Below are 19,791 nucleotides of genomic sequence, written 5' to 3' on the forward strand. Positions count from 1 at the left end.
GCCGCGACATCGGGGCTGACGCGAGCTCTGCTCTGGCAAATCAATGGTGAGGATGCTCGCATTTATCGTGATCCGCCAGCACTTCGATGACACGGCATTCGCAGACTTTTCCGTGCCGGCAGCCTTCGACCATATGCTCCAGCTCGGCTTTCAACGCTGTAAGGCTGCGTATCCGCTGAACCACGTCGGCCAGACGCGCCTGGGCAATGGCGTCGGCGGTCGCACAAGGCTGGCTGGGATTATCCTGCAGCGTCAGCAGCGCCCTGATGGCTTCGATCCCGAACCCCAACTCGCGCGCGTGCCTGATGAAGGCGAGCCGGCGCAAGTCTGCCGCTTCATACTGCCGGCGATTGGCTTCGCTGCGGGCAGCGGCAGGAAGCAACTCTATCTGCTCATAGTAGCGGATGGTTGGAACCTTCACGCCGCTGTGTCGGGCCGCTTCACCGATGGTCACACCTGCTGGCATTTCGCTTGCTCCTCTAGTCGCTAGAGGATGTAGCGTCGCGCTCGAAGATACAAGAGGTTCACCATGGCTGCGACCAAACAACAGACCCGCTACCGCGTGGAAGGCATGGATTGCGCCGGTTGCGCCAGCAAAATCGGTACGGCCGTGCGGCGGATGCCTGGTGTTCAGGACATCAACGTATCCGTTTCGGCGGGCACTCTGACGGTCACTCATACTCCCGAAAGCAATCTCGGCGCGATCGAGAGGAAGGTCACCGGCCTCGGCTACGCCGTCGCTCCGCTGACCTCCAAGCCTGGGACGCCGGCGTCCGATCAATCCGACAACCATGCCGACGGAAGGCGCAATCACGACGAGAACGTAGCGGGGTTACATGATAACGATGATGCGCCGGCGTCGGAGCTATGGTGGGACAGCGCCAAGGGCCGCCTGGCCATCGCCAGCGGGGTCGCCTTGGCCGTGGCTTTCGCGATTGATTACGCCTGGCCTGCGACCGGCCCGTGGGCCTTCATCGCCGCAATGCTGCTCGGCCTGGCTCCGATCGCGCGCCGAGCGGCCATGGCCGCAGCGGCAGGCATTCCGTTCACAATCGAAATGCTGATGACTGTGGCGGCGGTCGGGGCCGTCATCATCGGTGCCGGCGAGGAAGCGGCGACGGTGGTCTTCTTGTTCCTGATCGGCGAGTTGCTCGAAGGGGTTGCGGCCGGCAAGGCACGGTCCAGTATTCAAGCGCTCACGACCCTCGTTCCCAAAACCGCGTTCGTCGAGAAAGACGGCCAGACCCGCGAGGTGCCGGCCGAAAGCCTGGCTGTGGGCGCCATCATCCTCGTGCGGCCGGGCGACCGGATTCCGGCTGACGGCGAGATCACCGAAGGCGGGAGCGCCATCGATGAATCACCCGTCTCCGGTGAAAGCGTGCCGGTGCGCAAGGACGTCGGCGACACGGTCTTTGCCGGCACTATCAACGGCGACGGCGTGCTGCGCGTCAAGGTGACGGCGACCGCCGCAGACAACACGATTGCACGCGTGATCAAGCTGGTCGAGGAGGCGCAGGAAAACAAGGCGCCGACCGAGCGCTTCATCGATCGCTTTTCGCGCTGGTACATGCCCGGCGTTGTCGCCGTCGCGGCGCTCGTGGCCGCCACACCGCCGCTGCTCTTGGGCGGCGATTGGAACGAATGGATATACAAGGGGCTGGCGCTGCTGCTCATCGGCTGCCCGTGCGCGCTGGTCATTTCAGTTCCGGCGGCGATCGCGGCGTCGCTTTCGGCCGGAGCCCGGCGCGGCCTGCTGATGAAAGGTGGGGCGGTGCTGGAAGGGCTCGCGACCATCACCGCCGTGGCGCTCGACAAGACCGGCACGCTGACGCTCGGCAAGCCGCAGGTCACCGATGTCGTTACGGTGGGTGCCAGTGAACGCGACATCCTTTCGCTCGCGGCAGCGCTTGAGATCGGCTCGAGCCATCCCCTCGCTTTGGCCATCCTCCAAAGGGCCAAAGCCGGCAACATTCCCGTGCCGCCTGCCGCCGAAGCCAAAGCGATCGGCGGTAAAGGGGTTATCGGTCGTGTCGGCGGCAAGAACCTGTTTCTGGGATCGCCAGTCGCGGCGGGCGAGATAAACCCGCTGCCAGCAAACCAGGCGGCGCGCATCGTGGCATTGAACGATGAAGGCAAGTCAGTGGCGGTGCTGCTTGTAGACAACGCGCTGGCCGGCTTCATTGCCATGCGCGACGAACCCCGGCCGGATGCTTTCGCCGGGCTAAAGGCGCTGACCAATGCAGGCATCAGGACAGTCATGCTAACCGGCGACAATAAGCGCACGGCGGCTGCCATCGGCAAACAGCTCGGCATCGAGGTGCGCGCCGAACTGCTCCCGGAGGACAAGCAGGGCATCCTCGGCGAGTTGAAGGGGCAGGGGCTTAGGGTAGCCAAGGTCGGCGACGGCATCAACGATGCGCCGGCACTTGCCGCGGCCGATGTCGGCATTGCCATGGGCGGCGGCACCGATGTGGCCCTTGAAACGGCTGACGCAGCGGTGCTGCATGGACGCGTCGGCGACGTTGCGGCCATGATCAGGCTGTCCCACGCAACCATGGCCAACATCAAGCAGAACGTCACCATTGCGTTGGGCCTGAAGGCAGTGTTCCTGGTGACGACGATCGCCGGCATCACCGGCCTCTGGCCCGCCATTCTCGCGGACACCGGGGCGACGGTGCTGGTGACGGCCAATTCCATGCGGCTGTTGCGTTGGAAAAGCAGCTGGTAAGAGCGACAACGGCATCATGCCAAGGGCAGACCATGCAGCAAGCCATCACGTCGGACGGCCTTCGCCGGGTGGTGCTTGTCGTCGCACTGCTGAACCTGGGTTATTTCGGCATTGAATTCGCCGTCGCGCTGGCGATCGGCTCGGTGTCGCTGTTCGCCGACAGCGTCGATTTTCTGGAAGATGCCTCGGTCAATCTCCTCATACTGCTCGCCATGGGATGGTCGCTGCGTGCCCGCTCGCGGGTCGGCATGGCGCTGGCGCTTATCCTGCTGGTGCCGGGCCTGGCGACGCTGTGGACCGCGTGGGAAAAGTTCAACATGCCGGTGCCGCCGCAGCCAACGGCTCTGACGCTGGCGGGGTTGGGCGCTCTCGCGGTCAATCTGTCATGCGCCTACATGTTGGCGCGCTACCGCCATCACAGCGGCAGTCTTACCAGGGCGGCATTCCTCTCGGCCCGCAACGATGCGGTCGCCAATGTTGCGATCATACTGGCCGGATTGGTGACGGCCTTCCTGTGGCGCTCGGCGTGGCCGGATCTGATCGTCGGCCTGGGAATCGCGGCACTGAATGCAGACGCGGCGCGCGAGGTCTGGGAGGCAGCTCGGGAAGAGCACCGGGCCATTTCGTGAACTCCAAAACGCTCAGCGCGCTGCCGATTGCCACTCCGCCAATGCAGCAGTCAGCCGGAAACCTGCGCGATCTCTAATATAATCGCACCCTTTCAAAGCGGGCGGAGGGAGAACCGCTCATAAGTAAAAATCGGAGGAAAACCATGAACAGCATGAGCCTCACCACATTTGGACGAAGTCGACCGGGTCGAAGCGGTGAAACGATGAACCGCTCAAGGCCACGCACGTCATCAAAAGGCCCGCGTCCCTGATGGAGGACGCGGGCCCGATTTTCGGCGGCATGCCCTAGGCAGGTATCAAGACGGCGATGCGGTGGATGCCGACCACCTTGCTGGTGTTGGCTGCCTCGTCGGTCTTGCCCTTGGAGCAGGTGTACACGTCACCTTCCTTGAGCTTGAATTCCTTGTCCGCCTTCTTGATCGTGAATTCACCGGCAGCAATGGTGCAGACCATGTCGTTGTCCATCACCATTTGAGGGGCGGCTGCTCCGGGCTGAAAGACTATATCGACAATTGAGATGCTCTTGTAAGCGGGGATATCGGAATTGCCGGTGCCGACCTCGACCAATCTGACGCCGGGGGCTATCTCCTTGCCTTCCTTCGGGCCGTATTTCTTGACCTTTGCAGCAGCCGCCAGCGTGAACAAAGGCGTTACCGCTGCCGCCGTCACGCCAAGCGCGATTGCAGACCTGCGATTTATGGTTTTCATCGCATCCTCCCATTTTATGTTTGGCCACGCACCAATGCGCATGACCACAATATATTAACACATATGCAGATAATTGCAGCACGGCGTTTCGGAGCTTCCGGGAGCGAACCGCCTCCCGGTCGAATGCGACCGAATAGCAAACAATTCCATGCTATGCTGACGAGCCATCAAACGGACGGCGGGGGATAGCAATGTTGGAAACGGACAAGGTATTCGCCGGCTCAATTCCGGAAAACTACGACCGCTATATGGTGCCGTTGATTTTCGAGCCGTTCGCCGCAGATCTTGCACGACGGGCAGCGTCCTTGTCGCCAAGCGCCGTTTTGGAAACCGCCGCGGGCACCGGGGTTGTCACCCGCGCATTGGCGCCAAAACTGTCGCCCGGTGCAAGCTATGTCGTAACCGACCTCAACCAGCCGATGCTCGACTACGCCGCTTCGCGGCAAGCTCCCGACGATCGCATCAAATGGCGTCAGGCGGATGCTCTGGCGCTACCGTTTGAAAATGCGGCCTTCGATCTCGTTTGTTGTCAGTTCGGCGCGATGTTCTTTCCCAACCGCTCATCTGCCTATCGCGAAGCCCGGCGAGTCCTGAAGCCCGGAGGACATTTTCTATTCAGCGTATGGGATCGCATCGAAGAGAATGTATTTGCGGACGATGTGACGAATGCCCTGGCGAGGATTTTTCCGAACGATCCGCCGCGCTTTCTGGCACGCACGCCGCATGGCTACCACGATACGGCACTGATCCGTAGCGAGCTGGAGGACGCAGGTTTTTCCGGTGCGGTGATCGAGACGAGAGCCGAACAAAGCCGTGCCTCCTCGCCGCGCCTTCCGGCCGTTGCTTATTGCCAGGGCACTCTCCTTCGCAATGAAATCGAGGCCAGAGAGGCGGGAAAACTGGACGCTGCAACCGACTATGCCGCAGCCGCCATTGCAGACAGGCATGGCAGCGGCAAGGTTGCCGCCAAAATCCAGGCTCACATAGTGGTGGCTGTGGCCTAGGTGTTGGATATCCCGCTCCGGCACTTGGCGACATTCAGCTGCTGCGCGGCAAACATCTTGCCGCTGTCCCGAATTCTCAGACGTTAATCGTTCATTCGCCGAGTGGCAGGTCGACAAGTGCCCGCTCGATAATCGCCGGTCTGATCGATCGCCGGGGCTTGATGGCGGCGGCTGCCGGCCGCAAGATTCTGGTCGGCCCGGCTTCACTTTCGCAGCCATGGCCGACTCCGCCCAGCAAGGTCTAGTCATTTCGCTTTCTTGACTCGGCCGACAAAAACGGGCAGCAAAGTCATCATTGGAGGGCAGTTTTGCCAACTATGCAGGTTTTGGAGGGCGTTTTTCGGTGTGACCGTCGCCCAATCGGCGGTCGGTAGAGGGATTGGTTAACCAACTTTGTCCATCTTTTGAATCAATCGGCAACAGACGCAAAGCGTGCTGGGGGCACCAGGCGAACTGTGAATGTCACGGCTGCGAAATCCGCTAGCCGGCATCGGCCGATTGAGAGTGGTTGAATGGCGTTTGTAAGTGCGAAAACCCGGGGTGACAGTCCTGCAACTGGATTGACTTCGATGAGGCCCGGCCTACGCTGGGTCGCGGTTCCGGCCGTCGGCGCAGCCATTGCTTTATGGTCGGTGGCGACTTTGGCCGGCCTTTATTCAGTGGGAACCTCGCTCAGCGCCGCTTCCAACGGTCTCCCGCAAAGCCTGCTCGCGCCGCGCACCATCGCGCTTGCCGATCCTCGCCGCAGCCTTGCAAAGGCGCAGGCCCCGACATGGGCCGCGGCCAACGCGGCGCTGTCGGCCAAGCTGCTGCAGCACGGGTGCGATGCCAACTGCCTGCGGTCGGCGTCGAACTTCGTCCACCAGGGAAAATCGGCCCGCCTCAAGCGCAACACCGTGCCGCTTGTCGCCGATGCGTCGCGGCAATCGAGCTTCGACGACGTGGTCGCCAAGGCCGCGCTGTCGCCGCAAAAGCTTGCCGCCGCCTTTGCCCGTGCCTCAGCCCGCTCTCCCGTCATGCTCGCCAGCCTGCCGGCCCACGCCCGGTTCGCCGAGCCGGTACGCATACCCGACCCGAACGGCCCGGCACCGGTGCGCTTCGGGCCGGAGGTGGCGGAGATCGAACGCTCGTCGCGCCTGGCGCTGGCGCTGGCGAATACATTGCCGGAGCAGATGATCGATGTGCTCCCGGCAGCCATCGCGGCAAGCGAGCCCGCGGCTTCGCAAGAGCCGCAAGAACCTGAGGTCCAGCTAGCCTCGCTGCCGCCGCAAGACGACATGCCCGACAGCATTCCGCTGCCGACGCTGCGTCCGCGGGCGGACATCGATAAGCCGGCCGAGGCGCCGCGGGCTCAAGCGTCAAGAGATCAGGCGCCAAAAGACCAGGCGCCAAGGGCCCAGGCGCAAAAGGATCAAGCATCGAAAACGGAGCCGCCCAAGGCGCAGACCTCTAGGACCGCCAGGGCGAGCAAGGTGCAGACGGCCGACGCTCCGCCGGCCGAGACGCTACCCGGCAGCCTGTCGCCTCGCAATTCGTCACAAGCGGCAGTGCCGGCCGTGTCGGGCAAGCCGGGCAAACGGTCGAAGACGCAGGGCGGCGACATGCTGGCCTATGCCAAGCCCGACATGCCTTCCGGCGGTCTCGGCGGAGCCTTCAGGAACCTGTTCACCACGCCCAACATGGGTACTGGCGTCGCCGTCTACGACATCTCGGCCAAGACCGTCTATATGCCCGACGGCTCGCGGCTGGAGGCACATTCGGGACTGGGCGCGATGGTCGACCAGCCACGCTACGTCCACAAGAAGAATGTCGGCCCGACGCCGCCGGATACCTACAATCTGACGATGCGGGAATCGCGCTTTCACGGTGTCGAGGCGATCCGTCTGACGCCGGCCAGCGGCAGCAACAAATATGGCCGCGACGGCCTGCTCGCCCACACCTACATGCTGCGCGGCGGGCGCGCCGAATCCAATGGCTGCGTCGTCTTCAAGGACTATGCCCGCTTCCTCGCCGCCTACAAGAAGGGCAAGATCAAGCGGCTTGTAGTCGTGCCGCGGCTGTCGAAGCCGCTGACACGCGTCGCCCAAGAGGGGCGAGGCGCTTAGATTGCTCGCGGGCGGCGGAGAATGAAAGCCGCTCTGTAGCGTTCCTTCGCGCCCCCCTCTGTCCTGCCGGACATCTCCCCCACGAGGGCGGAGATCGGCAGTTTTCACGCTCCGCTCATTCCTGCAACGTTGGCGATTTGCGAAAACCGGCGTGATATCCAATCTCCCCCCAAGTGGGGGAGATGTCCGGCAGGACAGAGGGGGGCGCTGTCCCGCCGGCATCGCTGGCTTTGCAGTGTGGACTTCCCCGCCGGATTTCCAACAGATTGTCAGCAGCCGGCCGCGAAACGGTTTTCATTCCCGGCCGAGGATATTATGACTGACCCGTAGGGGCGGCTCCAGCTTCAAACAATCACGAGGACATCATGACAATACGCGCTGTCGTTTGGGGCGAGAACATCCATGAGCGGACCAACGAGGTGGTCGCGGGCATCTATCCCGACGGCATGCATGCGACGATCGCCAATGCACTGAAGCTCGACCCGGAGATATCAGTGTCGTGGGCAACGCTGGAGCAGCCGGAGCATGGGCTGCCGGCCGACCGTCTGGCCGAGACCGATGTCTTGCTGTGGTGGGGGCACAAGGACCATGGCGCCGTCGCCGACGAAGTGGTCGAGCGCGTGGCGCGCCGCGTCTGGGAAGGCATGGGGCTGATCGTTCTCCATTCCGGCCATTTCTCGAAAATCTTCAAGAAGCTGATGGGCACGCCCTGCACGCTGAAATGGCGCGAGGCCGGCGAGCGCGAACGGCTCTGGGTGACCAGCGCAAGCCATCCGATCGCCGCGGAACTTGGCGAGTATTTCGAGCTCGAGAACGAGGAGATGTACGGCGAGCAGTTCGCCGTGCCGGAGCCGCTCGAAACCGTCTTCATCTCCTGGTTCCAGGGCGGAGAAGTATTCCGGTCGGGGCTGACCTATCGTCGCGGCGCCGGCAACATCTTCTATTTCAGGCCAGGCCATGAGACCTATCCGACCTATCACGACGCCAATGTCCAGAAGGTGCTGCGCAATGCGGTGAGATGGGCGCACAACCCGCAAGGCGCCAATCCGGCCATCCTCGATGCGCCGAACGTGCCGGTGGAAAAGGCGCTCGAGCCGATCGTCGAGCGCGGCGGAAAACTTCATTCCGCCGGCGAAGCCGGCTTCCGCTAGACGACAAATCCATGATCGAACAAGAAGATAAAGCCCTGTCCTAAGGATAAGAATCATGCGTCTGTTGATACTCGGCACCGGCTGGATGGCGGAGGAGCACGCCAGGCAGTTCGGCAAGATCGAGGGCGTCGAACTGATCGGCGCCGTCGATCTCGACCGCACGCGTGTCGACAAGTTTTCGGACATCTACGGTATCCCCAACCGCTTCGCGTCGCTGGACGAGGCGCTGGCATGGGGCAAGTTCGACGCGGTGGCGAACGTGACGCCCGATCGCATCCACCATCCGACCACCATGATGCTGATCGCGGCGGGCAAGCCGGTGCTGTGCGAGAAACCGCTGGCCGAAAATTGCCAGAAAGCCAGTGAGATGGCCGATGCGGCCGAGCGGGCCGGCATCATCAACATGGTCAACCTGACCTATCGCAATGTCGCGCCGCTGCAGAGAGCGCGCGCTATGGTGCTGGCAGGCGAGATCGGCACCGTCAGGCATGTCGAGGCGTCCTATCTGCAGAGCTGGCTGATATCCAAGTTCTGGGGCGACTGGCGCACCGATCCGAAATGGCTGTGGCGGCTGTCGCGCGGCCACGGCTCCAATGGCGTGCTGGGCGACGTCGGCATCCACATTCTCGATTTCGCCAGCTATGGCGCGGCGCTCGACATCGACCATGTGTTCTGCCGCCTGAGATCCTTCGACAAGGCGCCCGGCAACCGGATCGGCGAATACGAGCTCGACGCCAACGACAGCTTCACCATGGCGCTTGATTTCAGCAATGGCGCCTTCGGCGTCGTCCATGCCAGCCGCTGGGCAACCGGCCATTTGAACGAACTCCGCCTGCGCATCTACGGCGACAAGGGCGGCATCGAAGTCGTGCACAATCTGACCGGCTCGGAGCTGAAAGCCTGCATCGGCGAGGATGTCGAGAACGCCAAATGGCAAGTTCTGGACGCCGGAACGGTGCCGACCAACTACCAGCGCTTCGTCGATGCGGTCCGCAGCGGCGTCCAGGCTGAACCGTCGTTCCGCCACGCGGCCGAATTGCAGAAGGTCCTAGACCTCGCAGTCGTCTCGGATGAGAAGCGGGCCGAATTGAGCACCGATACGCAGCGATATCGTTCAGGGAATCGTGAGAGGAGCCAGCCATGATCACGCGGCGCGCCGAATGTTCCTGCGCTCAGCTGTCAGCCACCTGCTCGGGCGAGCCGGTACGCGTCTCGTCTGCCATTGCCTGGCCTGCAAGCGACGCACCGGCAGCGCGTTCAGCTTCAACGCGTGGTTTGAGGAAGGTGACGTTTTTGTCCAGGGCCGCTCGGCGGAGTTCACGCGCATTGGCGACGAGGGCGGCCGCGTCATCTACAGCTTCTGCCCGGATTGCGGCACCACCGTCCATTACCGGATCGACACGCAGCCCGGTCTGACCGTCATCCCGGTGGGCGCTTTCGCGGACCCTGCGTTCCCGCCGCCCTTCCTGTCCTTCTATCACGAGAGCCGGCGCTGCCAGTGGGTCGAGGTCCGAACCGAACCTTTGGCGACGTTCGGCTGAAGCCGCCGGCCACAGCCGGCTGACGTTTTAGGTCAAAACCCAATCATTCTGAACGACCGAGTTCGACCCGGTCCGACCGTACAAGGCATTTCAGGCGACGAAGTCGATCCATCACCGTGCGTGGCTCGATCGCGCCAAAACAAGGCATTGTGCGTCGGCTGAGCACGCTCCATCACACTTGCGCTCAACGGGGCACGACAAGTGCCGACGGTCCAATTGATCGCTGATAGTTACTACGTGCTGGCCATGCTAGAATTCAGCGTCCCCGACGCGGTTAAAATCGGGGAATTGCGACCGGTTGACGGCGCGGGAGGTCGACGCACAAACCACGAACAGACCACAGGGAGGAAGCAATGTTTCGGACACCAGTTCATCTTGCATTCTTGACAGCGTCGATTGTTGCCCTGCCATCTTACGCGGCCATGGCCGATGACACACAGATCGCGCGCGGCGAATATCTGGTTACGATTGCCGGCTGCAGCGACTGTCACACATCCGGTTACTTCTTCGGGAAGCCCGACATGTCGCACTTCCTTGGCGGTTCAGATGTGGGCTTCGAGATTCCTGGCCTTGGTGTCTTTGTCGGCCGTAATATCACGCCTGACAAGGAGACCGGTATCGGAAGCTGGACCCCGGAGCAGATCGTCACCGCGATCCAGACCGGCGAACGGCCGGACGGCCGCATCCTGGCGCCGATCATGCCTTGGCGCGATTTTGCGCATCTCACCGCGGATGACGCCATGGCGATCGCGGCATTCCTCCAAAGTGTGAAGCCGGTCAGCCACCAGGTTCCCGGCCCGTTCAAACCCGGGGAAGCGGTGTCGACCTTCATCATGCGGATTATGCCGCCGGGGGAAGCCGCAGCCGCTGCAACGAAGTAGGGCGGCTTTGATCGGAACGAGATTTTTCGCCGAATTTTTCGCCGAATAATGGGTGAATGTCCGCCTTGGAGGTGGTGAGGCCGATATCGGAACGGCAGAAATGGGTCGATCGAGCCGTTGCGCGAGGGGAGCTTTGAGAAGCGCCATGAATGTCGCGATATTGGCGCTACCTACTCGTTCCCGTCGACGAGACGAATGGCAGCATTCCACCCTTCCCGGTCCTCGGCGGCGGACGCGATGAACGGCTCGATTGAGCCCGAAACGAACTTCTGTCACATCGGTAATCTGCCGCCACCTCCTCAGCAAAATATGTGCTATTCTGAGGCTATGCCCGCGCCCTCCGACCGATCACCCGACAAGTCGCCGGAAGACGGTGCAGTTGCATCGGATCCGTATGCGGAGCTAGCCAATCGCGGCGATTGGTCCAGACTTCACCGCGAACTGTCAGACAGAGACCGCTGCAGTGAACTTGGCGGCGCCGAGCTCCAGCGCCTCGGGGAAACCGCCTACATGCTTGGGCGCGAGGAGGAATTCGTTCGGGACTACGAAAGGGCCTTCGAAGAGCATCTCCGGAACGGACGCGAACGATCCGCAGCGCGTTGCGGCTTCTGGATCGGGCTCACCCTGATGTTTCGCGGTGAATTCGCCCAAGGCAGCGGATGGCTGACGCGCGCCAACCGGCTGGTCGAGGATCATACGCAGGAATGTGCAGAACACGGTTACCTTCAGCTCCCAATGGTCGAACAAAGCCTCGCCGCCGACAGTCCGGACGAAGCATTCGCGCACGCAACACGTGCCGCGGAGATCGGACAGCGCTGCGAAGATCCGGACCTCTTGGCTATCGCGCGCCACCTTCAGGGGCGGATATTGATCCTGCGCGGCGACTATGTGCGCGGCTTCGAACTGCTGGACGAGGTGATGGTTTCGGTCACCTCGGGCCGGCTCTCACCAATCGTCACCGGGCTGGTCTACTGCAGCGTGATCGAGATCTGTCAGAAATTTCATGCCACGGGCCGGGCGAGGGAATGGACATCGGCGCTGGTCGGATGGTGCGCGGGACAGCCCGACATCGTTGCCTTCACCGGCAGATGCCTGATCCACCGGGCCGAAATCCTGATCCTCGACGGCCACTGGGACGAGGCCGGCCGCGAGGCCGGTGTCGCCAGCATCCGCCTTCAGCAGGGGCCCTCGAAGCACCACGCCGGTCCGGCATTCTACCAGAAGGGCGAGGTATTTCGCCTCCGCGGCCAATGGGACGAGGCCGATGCCGCCTATCGCGCAGCGAGCAGGCTCGGGTTCGATCCGCAGCCGGGGCTGGCGCTTATGCGATTTCAGCAGGGGCACGAGCAGCCGGCCCTTTCGGCGATCCGCCGCGCACTGCAGTCCGTCGACGACATGCCGGGCAAACTCCGCCTCTTGCCGGCTGCGGTGGAAATCACTCTCGCTGTCGGTTCGGCCGATGACGCTTGGGAGCTGTGCGAAACACTGCACGACTGCGCGCGCCAATATTCCGCGGATGCAGTCCGCGCCGCAGCCGCTGAGGCTACCGCGCGGGTGCTGATCCATGCTGGTCGAGCCGCCGAGGCATTGGCCCATATCCGGCGCGCGGTAGCGATCCTCTGGGAGCTTCGGGCGCCCTATCATCTTGCCCGGATGCGGGTGCTGACAGCGCGGGCCTGTCTCGCAACCGGCGATACTGAAGCGGCGCGGACCGAACTGGACGAAGCGATAAAACTTTTCCGCGAGCTCGGCGCGCGCCCCGACGAAGCCGTTGCCGGCAAGCTGCGGGTCACTATGACGGCGACAGGCAGCGAAGTTCTCACCCCCAGACAGACGCAGGTTCTGCGCCTGATCGCGTCAGGCCTGACCAACCCGGAAGTTGCCGGCGAGCTCGGTCTGAGCCAGCGGACGGTAGACCGTCACGTTAGCGATATCCTGACGCGGCTGAACGTGCGCACGCGCGCGGCAGCCACGGCCTATGCGGTCGAGCACGCCCTGATCGGCATGGACGTGTTTGGGTAATCCTACCCAAGCCAAAATTTCTCGTTGCGTGGGTACTTACGCCGAAGCGGGCAACCGTGGCGCGGGTCTAAACCTCATGGCGTGGTAAAGGCCGCAGGAGGTTTTCCCGATGCAAACGAATAATAACAACATGAGCGGGCCGGGCGGTGTCTGGCTCGCCACCGGAACGCTGCTGCTGGCGGCTGCGCTCGTCTTTCACGGGCCACCGGACGCGGATTTGTCTGTTCAGATGCAGAATATCGCCGAGGGCCATGGGCGATGGGCTACGGTCCATTGGACGGCGGCAGCGGCGCTGTTCCTGATCGCCGGCGCTTCGTTCCTGAACCTGGCGCTCAACCCCCGGGTCCGGCATTCGCCGATGCTGAGTTCTGCCTGGATGGTGATGGCTCTCGGCGCCCTGACCACGTTCTCCACCGCAGTCGCCGAGGCATCGGTGGTCGCGGTCGCGGCGGACCGGGGTGACACCAGCGCCTTCATGACCTGGTGGGCGTTTTCCGGCGGCATGGGTAACGGATTCTGGGCGCTCGCCCTGGCGACAGCGCTTGTCGCGTATCACGACGCCCGCGATGACGTCGGGATACTGCCCCGATGGGCCGCGATCGTCGGCTCGGCGTTCGGTATCCTTTCGGCAACCGGGTGGACACTCGGTGAGCAGCTCGGGATCGGCATCGGAGGTCCGATCTGGCTGATTTCCTCGCTTCTCATGTGCCTGTGGCTCGCGTGGTACGGGCTGTCCTCAAGGAGCCTCCGGTCGGGCAAGCCACAGCGCAAAGCGCCTGATCCAGCATCATCGTAAGACAGGAGGAAAAAATGTCCCTTCAAACGAAGGAAATCGAAGCGACGATCCACGACGTCCACGAATTCTTCACCGACTGGGTGACGGGCCGATGCCGTGGCGACGATGCGACGTTCAAGAAGAACGCGCTCGACCGGATCAGCGAAGATCTGGTCGCCATCATGCCAGGCGGCAGGGCGTTCGGGAAAAAAGACTTCGCAGGTTACATGAAGAGCATCTACGGATCGAATCCGGCCTTCCGTATCAAGATACGCGACATCCGGATCAGCCATCAAAGCGCCGACCTGGCGGTCGTGAACTACCACGAATGGCAACGCGACGCGAAGGACTCCGATCAACCGAACAATGGCCGGGTCACGACGATGGTGGTCCGCGATCGCGGCTACAGCCGGGGGCCCGAGATCTTGCAAGTTCATGAAACTTGGCTCCCAGCCGATGTCGTTCAGTCCGCGGATTTCGCGTTCTGAGAAGCGTCGGTCCGAAACGGGCAGAGAAAGGAATTGCGCTGGCGGGACCATCGGCTCTGCCGGCGCCATCGAGCCGGAACTGTGCTTCTTTCAGCCCGTCGGCTGGGTCGAGATCAGCGCCGACCCTCTGGCGACGTTTGGCTGAAGACGCCGGCCACGGCCGGCTGACGTTTTAGGTCAAAACCCAATCATTCTGAACGACCGAGTTGAACCCTCTGCAGACCTCTCGGCATGCTGTGTAAACCACGTCCGTTAGTTGATATTGAGGGCCAGGGACTCGGCCGCTATATTGAAAGCGTGATGCGCTTTCTCTAATTCGCAAGTTGCTTCTTCCGCCTGCCTGCTCGCTATTAACAATATTCTTGTCCGATTTTTTCGTTTGGGAGGCCGGCATGTCAGGATTGTAATCAATCAATTAGAGCGCCTAAAGACGGCGAAAGGGGAAGAGCTTTTGACTGCGGATCGGTTAGAGGATGGAAAGATTGCTAACGTAGCTCCACCGCCTATCCCGAGTGACAAGCGCATTAAGATTGAGCGTGGCGACAGAGCTGTGACCAAGGTCACGGTGCGCGAGTCCTAAGGTCGATTTCCACTCATCTCTGTCGCAGCCGGCAGTCAGCTAATTGAGTTGTTAGCCCTAATGCCGCAGGATCTTGCTGAGAAAAGCGCGGCTGCGGTCGGTCTTCGGGTTGGAGAAGAACTCGTCCGGCGTGCCGCTCTCGACGATGGCGCCGGCGTCCATGAACACGACGCGCTGGGCGACCTTGCGGGCAAAGCCCATTTCGTGCGTCACCACCATCATGGTCATGCCTTCCTCGGCCACCGCGACCATGACGTCGAGCACTTCGGAGATCATCTCGGGATCGAGGGCCGAGGTCGGCTCGTCGAACAGCATGATCTTGGGGCGCATGCCGAGGCAGCGGGCGATCGCCACGCGCTGCTGCTGGCCACCAGACAGCTGCGCCGGATAGGCGTTCACCTTGTCGGCAAGACCGACCTTGGCGAGCAATTCGCGCCCGGCCATTTCGGCCTCGGCGCGCGGGATCTTGCGGACATGGATCGGCGCCAGCGTGACGTTCTCGAGCGCCGTCTTGTGCGGATAGAGGTTGAACGACTGGAAGACGAAGCCGATCTCGGTGCGCAGCCGCGTCATGTTGGTGGCGGGGTCGCCGAGGCGCTGGCCGTCGACCGTCAGGTCGCCGTCGCGGATCGTCTCCAGGCCGTTGATGCAGCGGATCAGGGTGCTCTTGCCCGAGCCGCTTGGGCCGCAGACGACGACCACTTCGCGCGGCTCGACGCTGAGCTTGATGTCCTTCAGCACGTTGAGCGTGCCGAACCACTTGTTGACGCCGCGAAATTCGATCATGCCGGTTTTGGTCATATTGCCGGACCCTTGAGGTTCGATGTCACAACTGCACCTCGCCATGCGCCGCGCCCATGCGTTGCTCCAGCCGGCGGGCTAGCATGATCAGGGGGTAGCAGACGATGAAGTAACCGAGCCCGACGAGGAAGAAGACCAGCAGCCCATTGGGTACACGCTGCACCACCAGCCAGCCGACGCGGGTGAGGTCGGTGAGGCCGATGGCCGAGACGACCGAGGAATCCTTGATCAGCAGCACATATTGCCCGACCAGCGGCGGCAGCACGATGCGCATCGCCTGCGGCAGCACCACCTGGCGCATGCGCTGCCAGCGCGACAGGCCGGACGCAAGCGCTGCCTCGACCTGGCCTGATGGCACCGAGCGGATGCCGGCGACGACGATCTCGCAGATGAAGCAGGCGGCCAGGTTGGTCAGCGCGATGATGCCGGCGGTGAAGGCGTCGAGCTCGATGCCGAGTTCCGGCAGGATGAAGAAGATCAGGAAGATCTGCACCAGGAACGGCGTGCCACGGATCAGGTCGACCCAGGCGCCGATCGCGCCGCTGATCAGCCGGTTGCCGCCGGTGCGCAGGATGCCGAGGCCGAAGCCGAGCAGCGTGCCCAGCACCAGGCTGATCAGCGACAGCACCACGGTCATGCCGAGGCCGCGCAGCGCGAGCGGATAGCTGCCGGCGACGCTTTGCAGCTGCTGCCAGATCATGTCCGTGCCCCCGCCAGGCCGAGCCAGCGCCCGGAGAGCGCCGCCAGCCCCTTCAGCCCGTAATAGAGCAGGAGGTAGAAGGCGGCGATGGTGATGAAACCTTCGGCCGGCATGAAGCGGTCGGAGGCGAGCAATTGTCCGGCGCGCGTCAGTTCGGCGACCGAGATCAGCGACAACAGGGCGGAATCCTTGACCAGCACGATTGCCTGGCCGAGCAGCGGCGGGATCGTCACCTTGAACGCCTGCGGCAGGATGACGAGGCGCATGCGCTGGACATAGGTCATGCCGGAGGCGACGCCGGCCTCCACCTGGCCGCGCGGGATCGACAGGATGCCGGCGCGGATGATCTCGGCGACGTAGGCGCCGCTGTTCAGCGACAAAGCGAGGATGCCGACGACGAACTCGGGCAGGACGAGGCCGAGCCGCGGCAGGCCGAAATAGAGGAAATAAAGCTGCGCCAGGAGCGGCGTGGCGCGCACCGCGTCGATATAGGCCTTCGCCGGGACGCGAAACAGCCGGCCGCGCTGCAGGTTCATTGCGGCGAGCACGATGCCGACGGCGAGCGCGCCGGCAAAGGAGAGGACAGACAGCCACACGGTCGTGACGAGGCCCTGCCCGAACAGGGGCAGATATTCGACGATGGTGCGGAAGCTGAAGTTTTCGAGCATGGTGGGGCGGTGAATGTGAATAGTGAATGGTGAATGGTGAATAGTGAATAGTGAAGTGTGAGTAGTGAGTAGGGTAGGGTAAGCTAGTAGCGAGTAGCGAGTAGCGAGTAGCGAGTAGCGAGTAGCGAGTAGCTCATCTCTACTCCCTACTCCCTGCTCCATACTTACTATTCACCATTCACCATTAACCATTAACCATTCACCCTACTCAGTGATCCTTCTTCCAGGCGTCGGAATTCACCCAGTAATCGAGGTTCTTCTGCAGGCGGCCGTCGAGGCTGACCTGGTCGAGGAACAGGTTCATCCAGACCAGCAGGTCCTGCTCGTCATAGCGCGTGGCGAAGGCCAGCGGCTCCTTCGACAGCATGTCCGGCATGATGATGAAGCTGCCGGCCGGATAGGCCGTCGACTGGCCCTTGACCGCCGAGACGTCGTTGACGCCGCAATCGGCCTGGCCGTTGTTGACGGCGTCGAGTAGCAGCGGGCCGCCGCCCTTGTAGCTCTTGATATCGGCATCGGGGAAGGCGGCCTTGGCTTCCTTCTCGCCGGTGGCGCCGAGCAGCACCGCGATCTTGGTGCCCTTGGCCTTGCAGTCCTCGGTGGACTTGAAGGCGGTCCCAGCCTTGGTGAAGACTGTGCTGCCCGTGTACATGTAAGGCTTGGTGAAGGCGACCTTCATGCCACGCGCCAATGTCGGCGTCATGTCGGCGACCAGAAGATCGGCCTTGCCCGACAGCAGCGCCGGGATCAGGCCGTCCCAGTCGAAGTCGAGGAAGGTGATCTTGACGCCCATTTCCTTGGCCATCAGTTCGGCGAGTTCGACCGAACTACCGGTGCGCTCGCCGGCAGCACCCACCAGCGAGAAGGGCGGGCCTTGCGTCTGCACGGCGACACGCAACTCACCGCGCTTGGTGATCTCGTCGAGGGTTCCCGCGCCGGCGGCAGCGGTAAGGCCGGCGAGCGCAAGTCCGGCGATGAAAAGCTTGGCAATGTTCATTTGGGCATTCCTCCTTGTTGTCGTTTGTCGTTCCACTTGTTGTTTCACCCCATGGGGTGCCTTTTGAGCGGCGGCGCCGTTGCCGGCGGCAACCACCGTTCGAAAATCTTCAATCCCAGCTCACCGTTTCGGCGACATTGATGCCGCGCCTGGCCAGCTCATCGAGGAAGCGGCCATCCGGCACATGCAGCAGCGGGTTGAGCAGGCCGGGCGCGGCAATCTCGCGCCGTGCCAGCATCTGCGCCACGATGCTGGCGGGATAGCCGACGCCGAGGCTCATGCCGAACAGGCCGGAGGCGAGGTCGCGCTCGATGACCAGCTCTGAGGTCACCGTCTTGCGGCGGCCGCCTTCGCTGCCGACAAAGACGTTGCGCATGACGCAAAGGTCCTTTTCGTCCGCGCCATATTGCAGTTGCGGGCCAAGCAGCCGGCCGAGGAATTCGCGTGGGCTAACGCCGGTGCCGGGCACCTTGTCCTCGGACAGGAAGCCGAGCTGCTTCAGCGGCGCCCAGAACGCCGACCAGCCGGGCCAGCGCAGCGAATAGCGGCCGGAGCGCTGCAGCCCCTTGGCGGCGGCGAGCATGCCGGCATAATGCGGCGCGTCGCCATTGGGGAAGGCTTCCAGCCTGCCCAGCCCCGCCACCTCGATCTCATGGATGAAACGATTGTCGTGCTGGCGGGCGGCCGGCACATCGACCCGTTTGCCGTCCTCGACCAGCACGCTGTCGCGGTTCTGGCTGACCAGAACCATGTCGAAATTCCAGCTCACCTTGTAGCGCAGCGGCTCGACCACCGCCTTCGGCTCGGGAATGCCGCCGCAGTAGGAATCGATCGCGGTGATGGTGTCGAACTGGCTGGCGGCGCGCGCGTAGAGCACCAGGTCGATGCCGGGGTCGAGCCCGCATTCGGTCACGATCGACACGCCGGCCTTTTCGGCCTCGGGAGCGAGATCGGCGATGGCCTTGCCGTAATTGGTGGTGACCAGCGGCGTGCGCGTCGCGATCGCCGCCTGCACCGCGTCGCGCATCAGCGGCTGCGGCAACAGGTCGATGACCGCACCGACGTCCTTCATCACCTCGGCCAGCGCCGGACCGATCGCGCCCTCCGGCACTACAAAACGCACGCGGGCAAGGTCGGTCAGGCCGCCGAGCCGCGCAGCGCCGCCGGTTGCAGTGTCGACGCAGACCACTTGCTCGACGCCGTCGCTGGCAACGAGGTCGGCGATAGCCGCCCGGCCTTGCAGGCCGAGCCCGCCGAGAACCGCGATCTTCATGCCATTTCCTTCCGCGTCTCGTCCGACCAGCAACCTTCCGGCAGGCTGACCCATTTGTTGCAGGACGCCATGACGACGAAAGTCTCGCTGCGCACGACCTCGCCCGGCTCGCCGGCGCCGGGGATCAGCTCGCTGGTGACGCGGTAGAGATCGGCGACATCGCCGGCCACGGTCACGTCGACGATGATGTCGAAGCGCCCGGTGACGACGGTGGCCGAGTTCACGAAAGGCAATTCGGAGATGCGCTGCGCCAGTTCCCGGGCCCGGCCGCGCCCTTGCGCGTTGATGCCGACGATGGCCGAGATCAGTTCGGGGCGCTCGGTCAGGTTGAGCAGCCCAACGATCTTGAGCAGGTTGCGGTCGAGCAGGTTGCGCAGCCGCATGCGCACCGTCGGCACCGAGATCGCCATCTTCTCAGCAAGGCGGTTGACGCCAAGCTGCGCGTCCTGCGACAGCAGCTTGACCAGTCGCCGGTCGGTCTGATCGAGATGTTCCCGCAAACGCTCAGGCTTTCATAAAAGGAAAGAAACGATTGGATTTTCTTTCAGATATGAAAATACCTTATGAGAGATTTTTAACAACGGCAAGAGCCATGTCATCCGCCATGGCTCTGTGCCTGTCGGCAATTTTCGTCGAGTGCGCCACATTTTGTTCTTGCTTTGTGCCGGCAGCTATGCTATTAATTTGGATATGGTGCCAATTTGGCTCCAACGACCCGTCCTCCCGAGGCGGGTTTTTGT

At 62.9% G+C, this 19,791-nt stretch carries 20 protein-coding genes; 11 read left to right on the forward strand and 9 right to left on the reverse strand.

Annotation, left to right across the window (positions count from 1 at the left end; genetic code table 11):
* Positions 1-40: 40 nt before the first annotated feature.
* The gene (locus tag NKI17_RS12875; RefSeq protein WP_352645557.1) at positions 41-466 is read right to left on the reverse strand and encodes a MerR family transcriptional regulator; all 426 of its coding nucleotides are present in this window, start codon (positions 464-466) and stop codon (positions 41-43) included.
* A gap of 63 nt (positions 467-529) precedes the next feature.
* Between NKI17_RS12875 and NKI17_RS12880 the strand changes: the two genes are divergently transcribed.
* Entirely contained in the window at positions 530-2,728 is a 2,199-nt protein-coding gene (locus NKI17_RS12880) for a heavy metal translocating P-type ATPase (protein ID WP_352906042.1), read from the forward strand.
* Positions 2,729-2,760: 32 nt separating this feature from the next.
* Positions 2,761-3,357: a cation efflux transmembrane domain-containing protein gene (locus tag NKI17_RS12885; protein WP_352645553.1), complete on the forward strand. Its 597-nt coding sequence runs from the start codon at positions 2,761-2,763 to the stop codon at positions 3,355-3,357.
* 285 nt (positions 3,358-3,642) lie between these two features.
* Here NKI17_RS12885 and NKI17_RS12890 read toward each other — a convergent pair whose 3' ends face one another.
* Complete coding sequence (locus tag NKI17_RS12890) at positions 3,643-4,065, reverse strand: cupin domain-containing protein (RefSeq protein ID WP_031211929.1); 423 nt, start codon at positions 4,063-4,065, stop codon at positions 3,643-3,645.
* A 191-nt stretch (positions 4,066-4,256) separates the two neighbouring features.
* On the opposite strand from NKI17_RS12890, the gene NKI17_RS12895 reads away from it, so the two are divergent.
* The 6 genes from NKI17_RS12895 (at position 4,257) to NKI17_RS12920 (ending at position 10,747) form a co-directional block, all read left to right on the forward strand.
* Positions 4,257-5,069: a class I SAM-dependent methyltransferase gene (locus NKI17_RS12895; RefSeq protein ID WP_352699464.1), complete on the forward strand. Its 813-nt coding sequence runs from the start codon at positions 4,257-4,259 to the stop codon at positions 5,067-5,069.
* Positions 5,070-5,638: 569 nt separating this feature from the next.
* Positions 5,639-7,174 (forward strand): DUF2778 domain-containing protein, encoded by a 1,536-nt coding sequence (locus NKI17_RS12900; RefSeq protein WP_023677239.1) that lies wholly within the window; start codon positions 5,639-5,641, stop codon positions 7,172-7,174.
* A gap of 365 nt (positions 7,175-7,539) precedes the next feature.
* Positions 7,540-8,325, forward strand: coding sequence for a ThuA domain-containing protein (locus NKI17_RS12905; protein ID WP_352645549.1), 786 nt, complete (start codon positions 7,540-7,542; stop codon positions 8,323-8,325).
* A gap of 55 nt (positions 8,326-8,380) precedes the next feature.
* The gene (locus NKI17_RS12910) at positions 8,381-9,469 is read left to right on the forward strand and encodes a Gfo/Idh/MocA family protein (RefSeq protein WP_352906044.1); all 1,089 of its coding nucleotides are present in this window, start codon (positions 8,381-8,383) and stop codon (positions 9,467-9,469) included.
* A 16-nt stretch (positions 9,470-9,485) separates the two neighbouring features.
* Positions 9,486-9,866, forward strand: coding sequence for a GFA family protein (locus NKI17_RS12915; RefSeq protein WP_352587219.1), 381 nt, complete (start codon positions 9,486-9,488; stop codon positions 9,864-9,866).
* Positions 9,867-10,219: 353 nt separating this feature from the next.
* Positions 10,220-10,747 carry a c-type cytochrome gene (locus NKI17_RS12920; RefSeq protein ID WP_502894490.1) on the forward strand — a complete coding sequence of 176 codons (528 nt, stop codon included), beginning with the start codon at positions 10,220-10,222 and terminating at the stop codon, positions 10,745-10,747.
* 444 nt (positions 10,748-11,191) lie between these two features.
* Here the strand turns inward: NKI17_RS12920 and NKI17_RS12925 are convergent, their stop codons facing one another.
* Entirely contained in the window at positions 11,192-11,494 is a 303-nt protein-coding gene (locus tag NKI17_RS12925; RefSeq protein ID WP_198023562.1) for a hypothetical protein, read from the reverse strand.
* On the opposite strand from NKI17_RS12925, the gene NKI17_RS12930 reads away from it, so the two are divergent.
* The 3 genes from NKI17_RS12930 to NKI17_RS12940 all read left to right on the forward strand — a co-directional run bounded on the left by NKI17_RS12930 (position 11,483) and on the right by NKI17_RS12940 (position 14,032).
* Positions 11,483-12,769: a LuxR C-terminal-related transcriptional regulator gene (locus NKI17_RS12930; RefSeq protein WP_352842305.1), complete on the forward strand. Its 1,287-nt coding sequence runs from the start codon at positions 11,483-11,485 to the stop codon at positions 12,767-12,769. The genes NKI17_RS12925 and NKI17_RS12930 overlap by 12 nt on opposite strands.
* A 109-nt stretch (positions 12,770-12,878) precedes the next feature.
* The gene (locus tag NKI17_RS12935) at positions 12,879-13,565 is read left to right on the forward strand and encodes a hypothetical protein (protein ID WP_352569100.1); all 687 of its coding nucleotides are present in this window, start codon (positions 12,879-12,881) and stop codon (positions 13,563-13,565) included.
* Between the two features lie 14 nt (positions 13,566-13,579).
* Complete coding sequence (locus NKI17_RS12940) at positions 13,580-14,032, forward strand: nuclear transport factor 2 family protein (protein WP_352587213.1); 453 nt, start codon at positions 13,580-13,582, stop codon at positions 14,030-14,032.
* Positions 14,033-14,669: 637 nt separating this feature from the next.
* Here the strand turns inward: NKI17_RS12940 and NKI17_RS12945 are convergent.
* The 6 genes from NKI17_RS12945 to NKI17_RS12970 all read right to left on the reverse strand — a co-directional run bounded on the left by NKI17_RS12945 (position 14,670) and on the right by NKI17_RS12970 (position 19,551).
* Positions 14,670-15,413 (reverse strand): amino acid ABC transporter ATP-binding protein, encoded by a 744-nt coding sequence (locus tag NKI17_RS12945; protein WP_352569104.1) that lies wholly within the window; start codon positions 15,411-15,413, stop codon positions 14,670-14,672.
* Between the two features lie 25 nt (positions 15,414-15,438).
* Positions 15,439-16,113 carry an amino acid ABC transporter permease gene (locus NKI17_RS12950; RefSeq protein ID WP_352451493.1) on the reverse strand — a complete coding sequence of 225 codons (675 nt, stop codon included), beginning with the start codon at positions 16,111-16,113 and terminating at the stop codon, positions 15,439-15,441.
* Positions 16,110-16,781: an amino acid ABC transporter permease gene (locus NKI17_RS12955; protein WP_352906048.1), complete on the reverse strand. Its 672-nt coding sequence runs from the start codon at positions 16,779-16,781 to the stop codon at positions 16,110-16,112. Before NKI17_RS12955 ends, NKI17_RS12950 begins: the two co-directional genes overlap by 4 nt.
* 208 nt (positions 16,782-16,989) lie before the next feature.
* On the reverse strand, positions 16,990-17,778 hold the full coding sequence (locus NKI17_RS12960; RefSeq protein ID WP_352796831.1) for an ABC transporter substrate-binding protein: 789 nt from the start codon (positions 17,776-17,778) through the stop codon (positions 16,990-16,992).
* A gap of 109 nt (positions 17,779-17,887) precedes the next feature.
* A complete protein-coding gene (locus NKI17_RS12965; protein ID WP_352906050.1) occupies positions 17,888-19,051 on the reverse strand; it encodes a saccharopine dehydrogenase family protein in 1,164 nt (387 codons plus the stop codon).
* Positions 19,048-19,551, reverse strand: coding sequence for an Lrp/AsnC family transcriptional regulator (locus NKI17_RS12970; protein WP_352569107.1), 504 nt, complete (start codon positions 19,549-19,551; stop codon positions 19,048-19,050). The genes NKI17_RS12965 and NKI17_RS12970 overlap by 4 nt, the downstream gene beginning before the upstream one ends.
* Positions 19,552-19,791: the final 240 nt, after the last annotated feature.

The organism is Mesorhizobium sp. M0816 (assembly GCF_040320005.1).
In the GTDB taxonomy this organism is placed as follows: domain Bacteria; phylum Pseudomonadota; class Alphaproteobacteria; order Rhizobiales; family Rhizobiaceae; genus Mesorhizobium.

Coding starts and splice junctions, on each gene's coding strand:
- NKI17_RS12875 (WP_352645557.1), bottom strand. CDS start 466: ATGCCAGCAGGTGTGACCATCGGTGAAGCGGCCCGACACAGCGGCGTG.
- NKI17_RS12895 (WP_352699464.1), top strand. CDS start 4,257: ATGTTGGAAACGGACAAGGTATTCGCCGGCTCAATTCCGGAAAACTAC.
- NKI17_RS12950 (WP_352451493.1), bottom strand. CDS start 16,113: ATGATCTGGCAGCAGCTGCAAAGCGTCGCCGGCAGCTATCCGCTCGCG.
- NKI17_RS12915 (WP_352587219.1), top strand. CDS start 9,486: ATGTTCCTGCGCTCAGCTGTCAGCCACCTGCTCGGGCGAGCCGGTACG.
- NKI17_RS12905 (WP_352645549.1), top strand. CDS start 7,540: ATGACAATACGCGCTGTCGTTTGGGGCGAGAACATCCATGAGCGGACC.
- NKI17_RS12900 (WP_023677239.1), top strand. CDS start 5,639: ATGAGGCCCGGCCTACGCTGGGTCGCGGTTCCGGCCGTCGGCGCAGCC.
- NKI17_RS12945 (WP_352569104.1), bottom strand. CDS start 15,413: ATGACCAAAACCGGCATGATCGAATTTCGCGGCGTCAACAAGTGGTTC.
- NKI17_RS12940 (WP_352587213.1), top strand. CDS start 13,580: ATGTCCCTTCAAACGAAGGAAATCGAAGCGACGATCCACGACGTCCAC.
- NKI17_RS12965 (WP_352906050.1), bottom strand. CDS start 19,051: ATGAAGATCGCGGTTCTCGGCGGGCTCGGCCTGCAAGGCCGGGCGGCT.
- NKI17_RS12960 (WP_352796831.1), bottom strand. CDS start 17,778: ATGAACATTGCCAAGCTTTTCATCGCCGGACTTGCGCTCGCCGGCCTT.
- NKI17_RS12910 (WP_352906044.1), top strand. CDS start 8,381: ATGCGTCTGTTGATACTCGGCACCGGCTGGATGGCGGAGGAGCACGCC.
- NKI17_RS12890 (WP_031211929.1), bottom strand. CDS start 4,065: ATGAAAACCATAAATCGCAGGTCTGCAATCGCGCTTGGCGTGACGGCG.
- NKI17_RS12920 (WP_502894490.1), top strand. CDS start 10,220: ATGTTTCGGACACCAGTTCATCTTGCATTCTTGACAGCGTCGATTGTT.
- NKI17_RS12880 (WP_352906042.1), top strand. CDS start 530: ATGGCTGCGACCAAACAACAGACCCGCTACCGCGTGGAAGGCATGGAT.
- NKI17_RS12935 (WP_352569100.1), top strand. CDS start 12,879: ATGCAAACGAATAATAACAACATGAGCGGGCCGGGCGGTGTCTGGCTC.
- NKI17_RS12930 (WP_352842305.1), top strand. CDS start 11,483: ATGGTCGAACAAAGCCTCGCCGCCGACAGTCCGGACGAAGCATTCGCG.
- NKI17_RS12885 (WP_352645553.1), top strand. CDS start 2,761: ATGCAGCAAGCCATCACGTCGGACGGCCTTCGCCGGGTGGTGCTTGTC.
- NKI17_RS12955 (WP_352906048.1), bottom strand. CDS start 16,781: ATGCTCGAAAACTTCAGCTTCCGCACCATCGTCGAATATCTGCCCCTG.